The sequence below is a fragment of the Streptomyces sp. NPDC052682 genome, assembly GCF_040678435.1.
Classification (GTDB): domain Bacteria; phylum Actinomycetota; class Actinomycetes; order Streptomycetales; family Streptomycetaceae; genus Streptomyces.
The window spans coordinates 312,815-327,165 of the sequence record NZ_JBFATS010000007.1 but is presented as its reverse complement, the minus strand read 5'-3'; the positions used below and the strand labels follow the sequence as shown (position 1 = coordinate 327,165).

Annotated in this window: 7 protein-coding genes; 4 read left to right on the top strand and 3 right to left on the bottom strand. The window is 71.7% G+C overall.

Features of this window, described 5'->3' with window-relative positions:
* Positions 1-24 precede the first annotated feature (24 nt).
* From AB0K80_RS13795 to AB0K80_RS13780, 4 genes are all read left to right on the top strand, one after another.
* Positions 25-1,518, top strand: coding sequence for a CoA-acylating methylmalonate-semialdehyde dehydrogenase (locus AB0K80_RS13795; protein WP_365669068.1), 1,494 nt, complete (start codon positions 25-27; stop codon positions 1,516-1,518).
* A 29-nt stretch (positions 1,519-1,547) separates the two neighbouring features.
* Entirely contained in the window at positions 1,548-2,333 is a 786-nt protein-coding gene (locus AB0K80_RS13790) for a GntR family transcriptional regulator (RefSeq protein ID WP_365669066.1), read from the top strand.
* Between the two features lie 126 nt (positions 2,334-2,459).
* Positions 2,460-3,560: a UDP-glucose 4-epimerase GalE gene (galE, locus tag AB0K80_RS13785; protein WP_365669064.1), complete on the top strand. Its 1,101-nt coding sequence runs from the start codon at positions 2,460-2,462 to the stop codon at positions 3,558-3,560.
* Positions 3,561-3,686: 126 nt separating this feature from the next.
* A complete protein-coding gene (locus tag AB0K80_RS13780) occupies positions 3,687-6,866 on the top strand; it encodes a bifunctional diguanylate cyclase/phosphodiesterase (protein WP_365669063.1) in 3,180 nt (1,059 codons plus the stop codon).
* Between the two features lie 16 nt (positions 6,867-6,882).
* On the opposite strand, the gene AB0K80_RS13775 is transcribed toward AB0K80_RS13780, so the two are convergent.
* From AB0K80_RS13775 to AB0K80_RS13765, 3 genes are all read right to left on the bottom strand, one after another.
* A complete protein-coding gene (locus AB0K80_RS13775; RefSeq protein ID WP_365669061.1) occupies positions 6,883-7,671 on the bottom strand; it encodes a leucyl/phenylalanyl-tRNA--protein transferase in 789 nt (262 codons plus the stop codon).
* The gene (locus AB0K80_RS13770) at positions 7,668-10,940 is read right to left on the bottom strand and encodes an amino acid adenylation domain-containing protein (RefSeq protein WP_365669060.1); all 3,273 of its coding nucleotides are present in this window, start codon (positions 10,938-10,940) and stop codon (positions 7,668-7,670) included. Before AB0K80_RS13770 ends, AB0K80_RS13775 begins: the two co-directional genes overlap by 4 nt.
* A 66-nt stretch (positions 10,941-11,006) precedes the next feature.
* Entirely contained in the window at positions 11,007-14,183 is a 3,177-nt protein-coding gene (locus AB0K80_RS13765; RefSeq protein ID WP_365669057.1) for an EAL domain-containing protein, read from the bottom strand.
* Positions 14,184-14,351: the final 168 nt, after the last annotated feature.

The following is a 14,351-nucleotide window of genomic DNA, read 5'->3' as shown; positions in this document are numbered from 1 at the left end:
TTCTCCGAAAGGCCCTTGCACCCCATGAAGACCATCAACCACTGGATCGGCGGCAAGCCCGTCGAGGGCACCTCCGGCCGCTTCGGCCCGGTCTACAACCCGGCCACCGGCGCCCAGGAGAAGCAGGTCGCGTTCGCCACCGTCGACGAGGTGGACGCCGCCGTCGCCGCCGCGAAGCAGGCGTTCGAGAGCTGGGGCGAGTCCTCGCTGGCCAAGCGCACGGCGATCCTGTTCAAGTACCGCGAGCTGCTGGACGCCCACCGCGACGAGATCGCGGAGCTGATCACCGCCGAGCACGGCAAGGTGCACTCCGACGCGCTCGGCGAGGTCGCGCGCGGCATGGAGATCGTGGAGCTGGCCTGCGGCATCTCCGTCCAGCTCAAGGGCGAGCTGTCCACCCAGGTCTCCACCCGGGTCGACGTCGCCTCGATCCGCCAGCCGCTGGGCGTGGTCGCGGGCATCACGCCGTTCAACTTCCCGGCGATGGTGCCGATGTGGATGTTCCCGCTGGCCATCGCGTGCGGCAACACCTTCGTCCTCAAGCCCAGCGAGAAGGATCCGTCGGCTTCCTTCCGCCTGGCGGAGCTGGCCGCCGAGGCCGGTCTGCCGGACGGTGTCCTGAACATCGTGCAGGGCGACAAGGTGGCCGTGGACCGCATCCTGGAGCACCCGGACATCGAGGCGGTCTCCTTCGTCGGCTCCACCCCGATCGCCAAGTACATCCAGCTCAAGGCGGTCGAGCACGGCAAGCGCGTGCAGGCTCTGGGCGGCGCCAAGAACCACATGCTGGTGCTGCCCGACGCCGACCTGGACTTCGCCGCGGACCAGGCGATCAACGCGGCGTACGGCTCGGCCGGCGAGCGCTGCATGGCCGTGTCGGTCGTGGTCGCGGTCGGCGACACCGGCGACGAGCTGGTCGCCAAGATCGCCGAGCGGGCGAAGAACCTGAGGATCGGCCCCGGCAACGACCCGTCCTCCGAGATGGGCCCGCTGATCACCCGCGAGCACCGCGACAAGGTGGCCTCCTACGTCCACTCGGCGGCCGAGCAGGGCGCCCAGGTCGTCGTCGACGGCACCGGCTACACGGTGGAGGGCCACGAGGACGGCTTCTACCTCGGTGTCTCGCTGCTCGACAAGGTGCCGGTCACGGCGGACGCGTACCGGGACGAGATCTTCGGCCCGGTGCTGTGCGTGGTCCGCGCGGACACCTACGACGACGCGATCCAGCTGATCAACTCCTCCCGCTGGGGCAACGGCACCGCGATCTTCACGCGCGACGGCGGCGCCGCCCGCCGCTTCCAGCTGGAGGTCAAGGCCGGCATGGTCGGCGTCAACGTCCCGATCCCGGTCCCCGTCGGCTACCACTCCTTCGGCGGCTGGAAGGACTCCCTCTTCGGCGACCTGCACATCTACGGCAACGACGGCATCGCCTTCTACACGCAGGGCAAGGTCATCACCACCCGCTGGCCGGACCCGGCCGACGCGGGCATCAACCTCGGTTTCCCGAGCAACTCCTGACGCCCGCGTCCCCAAAGGGAGGTACGTCCATGGCGAAGACCGGTGACCGGGCCCGCACCGCGACCGCCCCCGCGCTCAGCGCGCTGGACTTCGCCCTGGACCGGGGCAGCCCGGTGCCGCTGTACTACCAGCTCGCCCAGCAGCTGGAGGCGGCGATCGAGCAGGGCGTGCTCGCGCCGGGCAACCTCCTGGGCAACGAGGTGGACCTGTCGGTCCGCCTCGGCCTGTCCCGTCCCACCGTCCGCCAGGCCATCCAGTCCCTCGTCGACAAGGGGCTGCTGGTCCGGCGGCGCGGGGTGGGCACCCAGGTGGTGCACAGCCAGGTCAAGCGCCCCCTGGAGCTGAGCAGCCTCTACGACGACCTGGAGGCGGCCGGGCAGGGACCGACCACGCAGGTGGTGCGCAACGAGGTGGTCCCGGCGGCCGCGGACGTCGCGGCGGCGCTGGGCGTGGCGAAGGGCGGCGAGGTGGTCGTCCTGGAGCGGCTGCGCCGCACCCACGGCCAGCCGGTCGCCCTGCTGTGCAACTACCTGCCGGCGGGCCTGCTGGACCTCGACACCGCCCGCCTGGAGTCGACGGGCCTGTACCGCATGATGCGTGCGGCCGGCATCACCCTGCACAGCGCCCGCCAGACGGTGGGCGCCCGCTCGGCCACCGCCGAGGAGGCGGCCCGCCTGGACGAGCAGGCGGGCGCGGCACTGCTGACCATGCAGCGCACGGCGTACGACGACACGGGCCGGGCGGTGGAGTACGGAACGCACATCTACCGGGGCTCGCGGTACGCGTTCGACTTCCAGCTGCTGGTCAGGCCGTGACGAGCGCGGCCGCCGCAGGGAGCCGCCCACGCACTTGACCAGCGGCGGACCGACGACCCATAGTGGTACATATACGGCGTAAACGTACGACGTTCGGGCATGTGACGGTGGGGCGGGTGAGGCGCGGTGGAGACAGAGCGGCGCCCGCGTGCGGCCGCCCGGACAGCGCCCGGGTGGCCTCCGTCGACCGTTCTCCTCACGGGCGGAGCCGGGTTCCTCGGCAGCCACACCTGCGTGGAACTCCTCGATCACGGCTACGAGGTGATCGCGGTCGACAACTACGTCAACAGCAGCCCGCAGGTCTTCGCCCGTGTGGAACGGATCGCAGGCCGGTTCGTCGGCGCCGTGTACGAGCTGGACATCCGTGACCGGCACGCCCTGTCGGCCGTCTTCGACCGGCACTCCGTGGACGCCGTCGTGCACTTTGCCGCGCACAAGGCCGCAGGGACGTCGGCACGGATGCCCGTAGAGCTGCACGACACCAACGTCGGCGGGACGACGACCCTGCTGCGGACCATGGGTGAGCACGGGGTGCACCGGCTCGTGTTCCCGTCGTCCTGCTCCGTCTACGGCGACGCCGGGCGCGGGCCGCTCGACGAGGCCACACCCGTCCGGCCCGCCACCTCGTACGCGACCTCCAAGTGGATCGGCGAACAGATCCTCAGGGACGTCTGCCGCTGGGAGGCCGAGTACACCGTGGTGTGTCTGCGCTACTCCAGCCCGGCGGGGGCCCACCCCAGCGGACTGCTCGGTGAGGCCCCCCGTTCCATGTCCGGCAATCTGATGCAGCGCGTGGCGGAGGTGGCCGCGGGCCGCGCCGAGCGGCTCGGGGTCTTCGGTGACGACTACCCGACCCGGGACGGCACCCCCGTACGGGACTACCTCCACGTCATGGACGCCGTCGAGGCGCACCGCCTGGCCCTCGACCACCTTGCCGACGGACCGGGCATGCACGTCTACAACCTGGGCACCGGCCGGGGCAGCTCGGTCCTCGACGTCATCGCCGCCTTCTCCAGCGCCAGCGGCCGGCCCATCCCGTACGACATCGAGCCCCGCCGCCCCGGCGATGCCGCCGAACTCGTCACCGACCCGTCCGCCATGCGGCGCGCCTGGGGCTGGCGGCCCGTCCGGGATCTCGCCGACATGTGCGCGGACGCCTGGCGCTTCCACCGGCTGAACCCCGACGGCTACGCCCACTCCGCCCGGCGACCGACGGCGAAGGACTAGCGGTCGCCGCCCACGGCCCCGCGACAACATGCGGCGCGGCAACGGTCGTGCCTACGATCGAACGAGATTCCCATCGGCGCGTACCGCGCATTTCGGTGTCCACCGCTTTCGGGGTGTTTGCCCTTGTTGCCGGTCCATCGCCTGAGGGCCGCCCTGGTCGCCCTGGCGGCAGCCCTCACCGGCGTCTACCTCGCCGTCCCCGGCCTGCGTGGGCCGGTGTGGGCCGTGATCGGCCTGGCGGGCGCCGCCGCCGTCCTGGCCGGTGTGCGGCTCCACCGGCCCGCGCACCGCCGGCCCTGGTGGGTGATCGCCGCGGGGCTGCTCGCCTTCGCGGCGGGCGACACCGGCTACCTGGTGCAGGAGACGTACTTCCACGCCTCTGGCCCGATGTGGTCCCTGACCTGCGCCTGGTACCTCGCTGCCTACCCGCTCCTGGCCGCAGGGCTGTTCGGTCTGGTGCGGCAGCGCTGGACGGGCCGTGATCCCTCCGGGGTGCTGGACGCGCTGATCGTCACGGCGGGCCTGGCCCTGCCGGTGTGGATCTATCTGGTGCGTCCTCTGGCCCGGCTCGAGGGCCCCTCCTGGCAGGGCACCATCAGCGCGGCCTACGTGCTGGGTGACCTGCTGGTGCTGGCGATGCTGGTGCCGCTGCTCATCTCCCGGCCCCAGATCCGGCCGAACCGGGCCGTCCAGCTGCTCGCCCTGGGCACGGGTGCGCTGGTCTGCTTCGACTTCGCCTACGGAGTCCTGGAACTCAACGACCTGGAACGAGCCGGCACCCTGCTGTACTGCGGCGGCATCGTCTTCTACACGGCCTGGGGGCTGGCCGCGCTGCACCCCTCCATGGCCGGGCTCACCGCCGCGCAGTCCCCGTCGCAGTCCCTGCTGCCGCCCTGGCGCCGGCTCCTGCTGCTCACCCTGGCCACCCTGGTACCGCCGGCCGTGCTGGTCCACCAGGAGATCACGGGAGTGGTCCACGACGCGACCGTGCTGGGCATCTTCTCCGGTGTGCTGTTCGTGCTGGTCATCCTGCGACTCGCGGTCCTGGTCGCGGCGTACCGCAAGGCCCTGACGCGGGAGCAGGCCCTGCGCACGGCGGCCGCCGCGCTGGTGCGGGCCTTCTGGCCGGAGGAGGTCGCTCAGGCCTGCAGGACGGCGGTAACGGCGCTGTGCGGACCGAATGTGCGGCACGCGACCCTGGTGCTGCGGGACCGGACCGCCCAGGACCTGTACGTCCGTCTGAACAGCGAGGGGGCCGCCCACAGCGGCCGGGAGGGCGTCGCCCGGCACCGCGCCCTGATGGTGCCCGTCGATGCGCTGGGGCCGGACATCACCGCGCAGCTCGCGGACATGCCGACGGCCCTGGTCTGCCCCATCGTTCCCCCCGACCGTCCGGCCGGCGGCGCGGCCTCGGGGCTGCTGGTGGCGGCGGGCCCCGAGCAGCGACTCGCCGAGATACGCGGCTCGCTCGAGATCCTGGCCTCGCACGCGGGGCTGGCGTCGGAACGGATCGCGCTGCGCCAGGAGGTCACCCGCCGGGAGAGCGAGGCGTATTTCCGCACTCTGGTGCACAACGCCTCGGACGTCACCCTGATCGTCGACGACGACATGACCGTCCGGTACGCCAGCCCGTCCGCGCGTGCCGTCTTCGGCAGCTCCGACCTGGCCGGATATCAACTCCAGGCACTGGTGGACCCACGGGACCGGGTGATCCGGACCCTGACGACCCTGCTGAAGGACGGGCGGGGAGATGCGCACGACCACTGGTGGGTGGTACGCGACTCGGACCGTATCGAAGTGGAGGTGCGCTGTCGCGATCTGCGGCAGGACCGGACCGTGAACGGTCTGGTCGTCACCCTGCGCGACGTCACGGAGCAGCGCCGGCTGGAGCACGAGCTGACGCAGCGCGCCTTCCACGACTCCCTGACCGGCCTGCCCAACCGGACGCTGCTGCTGGAGAGGACGCAGCGCGCGCTGCTGCGTGGCCGGCGCGAGTCGTCGATCACCTGTCTGCTCTTCATCGACCTGGACGACTTCAAGATCGTCAACGATACGCGCGGGCACGCCGTCGGTGACCAGTTGCTGCGTGCCGTGGCGGAACGGCTGTCGGGGGCGCTGCGCCGCACCGACACGGCGGCGCGGCTCGGCGGCGACGAGTTCGCCGTGCTCATGGAGGACGCCAAGCAGCCCCTCGACGCGGAGTTGCTGGCCGCGCAGGTGATCCAGACTCTGAACCGGCCCTTCCAGCTGTCGGAGGACTCGGTGAGCGTCTCCGCCAGTGTGGGGGTGGCCACGGCCCGGGACACCACGGACGCCGAGGAACTCCTGGCCCTCGCCGATCTGGCTCTGTACGCCGCGAAGGCCGCCGGAAAGCGGCAGTGGCGGCGCTTCCAGCCCCAGCAGCGCGTCCGTCTCGCCGAACGCCACGACCTTCAGGCGCAGTTGGACGGAGCCCTCGCCAGAGAGGAGTTCTCCCTGCGCTACCAGCCGGTCGTGGGCATCGCCGCGGGCGAGGTCGTGGGCTTCGAGGCACTGGCCCGCTGGCCCCGCCTGTCCAACGGACCGGTCCCGCCCGGGCAGTTCATCCCGCCGGGGCAGTTCATCCCGCCGGGGCAGTTCATCCCGCTGGCCGAGGAGTCCGGGCACATCTCCGTGCTGGGAGCGTGGGTGCTGCGCCGCGCCACGGCCGACATGGCCCGGCTGCAGCGATGTGCCCGCCTGCGGACGCCGCCGTACCTGAGCGTCAACGTCTCCGCCCGGCAGTGGCAGGACATGGCCTTCCTCGACGAGGTGCGCGCGGCCCTCGACGCCACCGGCCTGGCTCCGGGCACGCTGCAGCTGGAACTCACCGAGTCCGTGCTCATGAAGCGGACCGACCAGATCGACGCGCTGATCCGTGAGCTGAAGGACACCGGCGTGCGGATAGCGATCGACGACTTCGGCACCGGCTACGCCTCGCTGCGCTATCTGAGGGACTTCCCCATCGACGTGCTCAAGATCGACAAGACGTTCATCGACGGTATCCCGCGGGACACGCAGAAGCTGGCCCTGGTCGAGGGCATCGTACGGCTCGCCGACACCCTCGGGCTCGACGTGATCGCCGAGGGGATCGAGGAGCGGGAGCAGCGGGAGTTGCTGGCGAGCATCGGCTGCCGGTTCGGGCAGGGCTACCTGTTCGCCCGGCCGATGACGGCGGAGCAGGGCGAAAGGCTCCTGCTGCAGACGTTCCGGTACCGCACCGATGGGGCCGGCTCACCGGACACCCCTGACCGGTACCGCGGCCGCCCCTCCGGCGAGAGCTCCTGAAGGCCGCGGTCCGGGGTCAGTGCGCTCGCGCGGGCGGGGCGAGGCGGTGAGCGGGCAGGGTGCCGGTGGGCATCGGGGCGCTGTCGCCCGCGGCGCGGCGCAGATGTCGTACGTACTGCTCCCGTGGCAGGAGAACGGCACCCAGGCCGCGCACGTGCGGGCTGTCGCGCTGTGCGTCGAGCAGCTCGCCGGCGGCCTCGGCGAAGCGCGCCGCGAGGTCGGCCACCGCGACCTTCGAGGCGCCGGGACGGCGGAAGAACATCGAGTCCATGCTGAACACCGGCCCGACCCGCAGGCCGAAGACCCCGCCGATCAGCTCGCCGTCCTCCCACACCTCGACACTGTGCGCCTGTCCCTGTTCATGGAGGTGGACCAGGCTCGCGATCAGCTCTTCGGTGAGCCACAGGGGGGTGCGGCCGGCCCGGCACGCGCGGACGACCTGTTCGAACCGCCGGTCCATGCTGGTGGACCAGGGCAGCCGGTTGCGCAGCCGCCGGGCGAGGCTCCGGCCGAGGCGCACGCCCGTGACTGGCAGCACCGGTCTGGGGTCGGGCGACCACCAGGACACGCTGTAGGGATCGGCCGATTCCCCGCCCATGAGCCGGATTCGGCCCTTCTGCACCTGGTCGGCGAAGATCACTTCGTTGAGGGCGGCGGTGTACTCGTCGGACGCCGGGAACGGATAGGCCCCGGCGCGGTACGCCGCCAGCAGGCCGGCCGGACTGAGGTCGGGGCAGAAGGCCACCGGACCGTCGGGCGGCGCCCGAAGCACATCCAGCTCCTCCCAGCCGGCGCCGCGGCTCACCACCGTGCCGCTCCGGGCTCGCGGCTGCCTGCGGGCCGGTCGCATCCGCCTTGCTGGAGGAAATCGATCTGACGATCCATCATATCCGTGTCCACCGGCGGGACAAAGATCCCGGCGTCCCTCAGCGCCCGTTGGGCGTTGTCGCGGGTGAACTCGGGAAAGACGCCCTGGAAGTACATCTCGCTCACGGTCATGTCGGCGCCGCTGCACCGGTCGACGAAGAGCGGGACGAACGGGGTGATCGGGTCGGTGGGATGTCCGGCCGCGTACGCCACCAGCGCGGTGATCCACTCGGGGTAGGGGATCTCGCGCACCGGGTGGCCCCGCTCGCGCAGGCGCTCGGCGAGCGCGTGCAGCAGCGCGGGACGAGGATTGGTGAGGTGATAGACCTCGCCGCGAGCGGGACGGCGCGTGGAGAGGTGACCGATCACGCGGACGAGACAGTCGGCCGGCAGGAAGTCCAGCGGCAGCGGGACGTCGGGGCACAGCCCGGTGCGCATGATGAAGCGGAGCAGGGCGGCCATCTCGCTGCCGGGATTCATCCCGCCCGTCCCGCTCTCACCCGAGACGTCCATCAGCCGGTAGACGGCGACCGGCAGCCCCGCGTCGGACGCCTTCTTCAACAGCGCCTCGGCGACCCACTTGGTCTCCACGTAGCCCACCGAGAGGTACTCCGCGAAATCCAGCGGCATGGTCTCCGTCACCTCACGCACGCCGGCCGGCCCGAATCCGGCGAGCACCGCCATGCTCGACGTGAAGTGGACGGGCACGGCCCGTCCCGCGGCGAGGCGGATGATCTCGTAGGTGCCGTCGACGTTGGCCTGGCACAGCTCGTGGTACGGGTAGACGAAGTTGACCTGGCTGCCGAAGTGGTAGACGGCGTCGATGGCCGATCCCAGTTCCTCGAACCGCTCGGGAGTCAGCCCCAGGCGGGGCTCGGCCAGATCACCGACGACCGGCTGGACACGGGCGCTGGACAGAGGGCCGCCGACGTGGCGCTGGTGGCCCGCCTGGATCCGTTCCATGGCCTCCTGCTCCCCGGAGGCCCTGACCAGACACAGGATCCGCCCCGTCGTCCTGCGCAGCAGCTCGTCGAGCATGTACGCGCCGCAGTATCCCGTCGCTCCGGTGAGGAGGACGTCACCGGGATTCCGGGGGTCCGGAGCCGGTGCCCGCCGGCCCACCGCCGGGACGGGCCGGTCGGTCTCGGCGGCGAAGTCGACACGTGCGCCGTCGTGCCGGGACAGCTGGCCGGCCCGTGCCTGCAGCACCGCCTCGGCGAACGCGGCGAGCGTCGGGTGCCGCAGCAGGGAACGGGTCAGTTCGCGGATCTCGGACACGCCGATGCCGAAGATGACGCGGGTGCGGGCGAGCATCTCCATGGCCAGCAGCGAGTTGCCGCCCAGCTCGAAGAAGTCGTCGTCCGGACGGACGCGCTGCACGCCCAGGATCTGGCACCACAGCTGGGCTATGCCCTGCGGCACCGGACGGGCGTCGGCGTCGGCCGCCGGCGCCCCCTCCGTGGGGTCCGGCACGGCCTTGCGGTCGAGCTTTCCGCTCGGTGCGACGGGCAGCTGCTCCACCGCGTGGAAGGCCACCGGGATCATGTGGCCCGGCAGGTTCTCGGCGAGCGCCGACCGCAGCCGGTCACGCAGCGCCCTCTCGCCGTCCTGCGGCGGTGCGGCCGGGGTGTAGTACGCGACGAGGTCCCGGTCGGCGTCGGCACGGGGCCGGGCCACCACCATCGCCTGGCCGACCTCCGGGTGTGAGACGAGCGCGGCCTCGACCTCGGCCGGGTCGACCCGGAACCCGTGGATCTTCATCTGGTCGTCGACCCGGCCGAGGATCTCTAGGTTGCCGTCCGGACGCAGACGGCCGAGATCCCCGGTGCGGTACATCCGGTCCCCCGGCGCGGCGCCGTGCGGGTCGGGCAAGAACTGCCGGGCGGTCAGCGCGGGTTGCCGCCAGATGCCGCGTGCCACGCCCGGGCCGCCGATGTAGATCTCGCCCCGCTCCCCCGGTGGTACCGGGCGCAGCCGGGCGTCGAGCACGTGCACCCGCGTCCCTTCCAGGGGCCGTCCGACCGGGGCGACCGCGGTGTCGGGAGCGGCGAGCACTTGCTCGTTCAGGTCACACAGGGTGGAGGTGATGGTGGTCTCGGTGAGCCCGTAGGCGTTGACGAGCCGCGCGCCCGGTATCCGGCGCAGCAGGGCGCGGCAGTCCTTCGCGGTGACGATCTCGCCGCCGACGATGGCCAGTCGCAGCGAGGCGAACTCGTCGCGGTCCGCGATGGAGACGAGCCGCTGCCAGTAGGCGGGGGTCAGGTCGGCGACGGTGATGCCGTACTCCGGCAGGCGCCGCAGCAGGTCGGTGGGGGCCCATGTCCGGGTGCCCGCGAGGACGAGGGTGGCGCCGTGGATCAGCGTGGCGAAGATCTGCTCCAGTGAGGTGTCGAAGCCGAGGGCCGCGGCGTGCAGCACCCGGTCGCCGGGCGTCAGCCCGTACGCCCGGGCCACCGCGGTCAGGGAGTGCGACAGCGACCGATGGGTGATCATCACGCCCTTGGGCGGTCCGGTGGACCCGGAGGTGTACAGGACGTAGGCGAGGTCGTCCGGCCGGGGGCCGCGCCCCGGGCCCGCTCCCGTCGGCGGCGCCTGGGGGGACTCCTCCCCGGCATGGATGATGCGCGCCCCGGACTCGGCGAACACCGGCGCGTGCTCACGGCTGGAGACGACGACGACGGAACCGGTCTCCTCGACCAGAGCGGCCATGCGCTGCTGCGGGGTCGCCGGGTCGAGCGGCAGGAAGGCACCGCCGGAGTTCAGCACCGCCAGCAGCGCGACCACCAGTTCGGGTACGCGGTCGAGGCACACGGTGACGACGGACTCCGCCCCGACGCCCGAGGCCCGTAGCCGGTCCGCGAGCCGGTCGGCTCGGCCGGTCAACTCGGCGTAGGTCAGCCGGTCCCGGTCCGTCAGGACCGCCAGGGCGGACGGCGCACGGCGCGCCCGCTCGCGGACCAGCTCCGGCACGGTGCTCGGCCCGGGGCGCGGCGGGTGCCGTTCGGCGCGAGCGCTGGCGGGCCGCATGTCGGTCCACAGGCGCTCGACCAGGCCGTCGCACCGATCGGGGGCCGCCGGTCCGCCGATGTGCCACCACCCGGCCGGAACCGGGCTGTCGGCCGGCCACAGCGCGTACTGCTCCTCGGAGTTGCGCAGCACCACACGCGACGCGGCCGGCTCCGCCGGACGTTGCTCACGTTCCGTCACTTCGTCTCCTGCCTCAGCCGGCCCCTGAGCGCGCACTGTGCCTCCCGCCCGACGCGGCCGCCGCCCTCACCGGTTCCCGGCCCCCGGTACCCCGGGCAACCCGGACAGGGGTCCGAGCGGCGGGGCGAGGACGAGCTGCTTCGCCTCTTCGGCGCTGACCGGTTCGGCGAAGAGGTATCCCTGGCCGAACCGGCATCCCATGGAGAGCAGCAGCTGCTGCTGCCGCACGTCCTCCACTCCTTCGGCGATCACTGTCAGGCCGAGCGTGTCCGCGAGGTGCGTGATGCCCTCGACCAGAGCGTACTGCTGGGTGGAACGCCCGAGTTCGTCGACGAACGACTTGTCGATCTTGAGGATCGAGATCGGGAACTCGCGCAGATAGCTCAGAGACGAATACCCCGTTCCGAAGTCGTCAATGGCGATACGGATGCCCAGGTCCGTGAGGGAGCTCATCTCGGCCCGGACCCGTTCGTCGTTGTACATCAGCACACTCTCGGTCAGTTCGAGCACGAGAGACGACGCTTCGATACCGGACAGGTCCAGGGCGCGCCGGACCATCCGGTAGAACCCCTCGTCCCGGAACTGACGCGGCGACACGTTGACGCTGACGTACGGTGCGGAGCGGCCGGCCGCCGCGTCGCCCGCCACCGCGCCGTGCCACCCGACGGCCTCGTCCGCGGCCCGGTCGAGCACCCAGGCACCGAGGGGCACGATCTGCCCGCTCTCCTCGGCGAGCGTGATGAACTGCTCCGGCAGCACCATGCCGCGCGTGGAGTGGGGCCAGCGAACGAGTGCCTCGAACCCGGCGATCCGCCCGCTGGCGAGCTCCACGATGGGCTGGTACAGGACCAGGAAGGACGTCTCGATCGGCGAACTGTCCAGGCCCTCCTGCAAAGCGGCGCGCTCGGCCATGCCGCTCTGCAACTCCGGGTGGTAACGGCGCCACTGGCGTTTGCCCCCGCTCTTCGCCGCGTACAGCGCGAGGTCGGCATGGGTCAGCAGTTCCACCGAGTCGACACTGTCCTCCGTCGTCGCCACGCCGATGCTGGCGTACATGCTCATCAGTCCGGCGCTGAGCCGGAACGGCTCGGAGAACACCCCCATCAGGTGTTCGGTGAACCGCTCGACACCCTCCGGTGAGACGGCGCCCTCCACCAGCAGGGCGAACTCGTCACCGCCGATGCGGGCGGCGGTGTCGGAGGCACGGGCGGCGGTCTTCAGCCGCAGGGCCAGCGCGACCAGGAGTTCGTCGCCCACGGCGTGCCCGTGCATGTCGTTGACGACCTTGAAGTCGTCCACGTCCAGGAAGAGGACGCCGACCACCGTACCGTCGCGCTGAGCCTGCACCAAGGCGTGGCTGACCCGGTCCTGGAAGAGCACGCGGTTGGCCAGGCCGGTGAGCGAGTCGTGGAACGCCTGGTGAGTGAGTTCCCGTTCGAGCTTGCGCTGTTCGGTCACGTCCCGCAGGGTGAGGACCACGCCGCCGACGGTGGCCTCCTCACGCAGGTCGCTCCACCTCACCTCCACCTCGATGGTCGCCCGGTCCGCGCGGACCATGCGCCAGTGGTCGCTGCCGCCGGACTGGTCGCCGCCGCGTATCCGGCCGAGTGTCCCGACCACCGTGCGGCTGTCCTGCGGCGGCACCAGGTCGATCAGCTGGACGCCCTCCAGGTCCGCGAAGCCGAGCACCTGGTAGGCGGAGGGGCTGGCGTACCGGACCCGGTCGTCGTCGTCGAGGATCAGGATGACGTCGGAGGCGTTCTGCACCAGCGTGCGGAAGTACGCCTCGCTGTTGCGCCGGTTGACCTCCTCGGCGAGGACGACCCGCGCCACGGCGAGGGCGGTCTGCGCGGCGAGCGTCTCCAGCGTGGAGCGGAGCACGAGCAGGTCCTGCTCCTCCCCCGCCACGATCAGTGCCCCGATCAGCGGATCGCCCGAGGGGTGGTCCTGCGAGGTGAGCGGGCAGACCAGCGCGCGACGGGCACGGCCCTTGTCCTGCGGGCCGGTGAGGCGGGCGGCGACGTCGGGCCCCACATCGTCGATCGCCACCAGGTGGGCACCGCCGGACGCCGCCAGTTCCATGACAGCCGCGGTTCCCTTCGGGGACAGGGGCCCGCGTACGCGGCCGTGCGCGCCGTTCACCCACAGGGCGTTGTCCGGAACGGTGAGCAGGGCGGAGTGCGACGGGCCGTGCGCCATGAGATCCGTGACCGCGGAGTGGACGGCGGTGGCCACGTCCCGCAGATCGCTCGCTCCGCCCAGGGCCGACACCGCGATGCGCACCACCTTCTCGCGGGCGACCGCCTGCCGGTGGGTCGCCACGACGCCCGCCAGGCGGTAGAGCACGAGGAGGAAGAGCACCGCGGAGAAGACGCCGATGACGCCGACGTTGGCACGCACGCCGCGTACCGCCTCCACCAGGAGGATGGCCGGCGCGATCAGCGACGCCAGGGTGAGCAGGCTCAGCCGGCCCATGCCGCTGTCGGCACGCCATTCGGCCGGCTGGGTCATCGTCCGCATGGACGGGTGGAGAGCGGCGCCCGCCCAGGCGCCGTACAGGACGGCCCAGCCCAGATCGACCAAGGTGCCCGTGCTCCAGGTCCCGTTCAGCTGGATGAGGCCGTAGGCCACGTCGGCGGTGAGAAGGCCGAGGGTGCCCACGGTGAGCAGCATGAGCGAGGGGCTCTTGCCGCCCCGGCCGGCGAGCAGCCGCAGCAGCATCGCCAGGACGAGGATGTCGCCCAGCGGATAGGCGATGGAGAACGCCTTCTGCACCCAGGTGAGGCCCCCGACACGGGCGTAGGGCTCGATGAGGAAGAGCCAGGCCAGCAGCGCCACGCCGACGGTCAGTGTCAGCGCGTCGACGAGGCTCGCGCGGTCGCGCCCGCTCGTGCGCCACCGGACGAATCCCAGCAGCCCGGCCGCGTAGAGCGGATAGGCCGCCAGATAGAAGCCGTCGGCCACGGACGGAAAGGGAACCTGCCGGCCCAGCAGCTCGATGAGGACGATCTGGGCGGCCTGGCCCGCGGCGAAGGCGAGGTTTCCCGCCGCGAGCAGCAGCCAGGGGAGTCGATACGCCGGGCGATGGACAAGCACGCCCAGACCGATGCCGATGACGCCGACCACTCCGATGGCGACGAAGAGGAGCCGCTGGTCCGAGAAGGCGTAGTAGAAGGCGGTCAGCGCGACGATGAACACGGGGATGGCGACCATCACGGTCCGGGTCAGCAGTCGCGCGTTCACCAAGTCACCTCCTGGCAGGGAGCGCTTCCCGAGCGGACCGAGCACGAGCTGGACGAAGGCACCGGCGAGCCCGCGGGACGTGACACGTCCGGAGGTACACCCGTCACCGGTTGAGCGGGCTTGTGCGGGCTTGTTCTCACCGGAACGTCGAGCGTCTTCCAAGACCAG

What these genes read in the sequence shown, in the direction of transcription:
- AB0K80_RS13790 (WP_365669066.1), top strand. Translation starts at nt 1,548, where the DNA reads ATGGCGAAGACCGGTGACCGGGCCCGCACCGCGACCGCCCCCGCGCTC.
- AB0K80_RS13795 (WP_365669068.1), top strand. Translation starts at nt 25, where the DNA reads ATGAAGACCATCAACCACTGGATCGGCGGCAAGCCCGTCGAGGGCACC.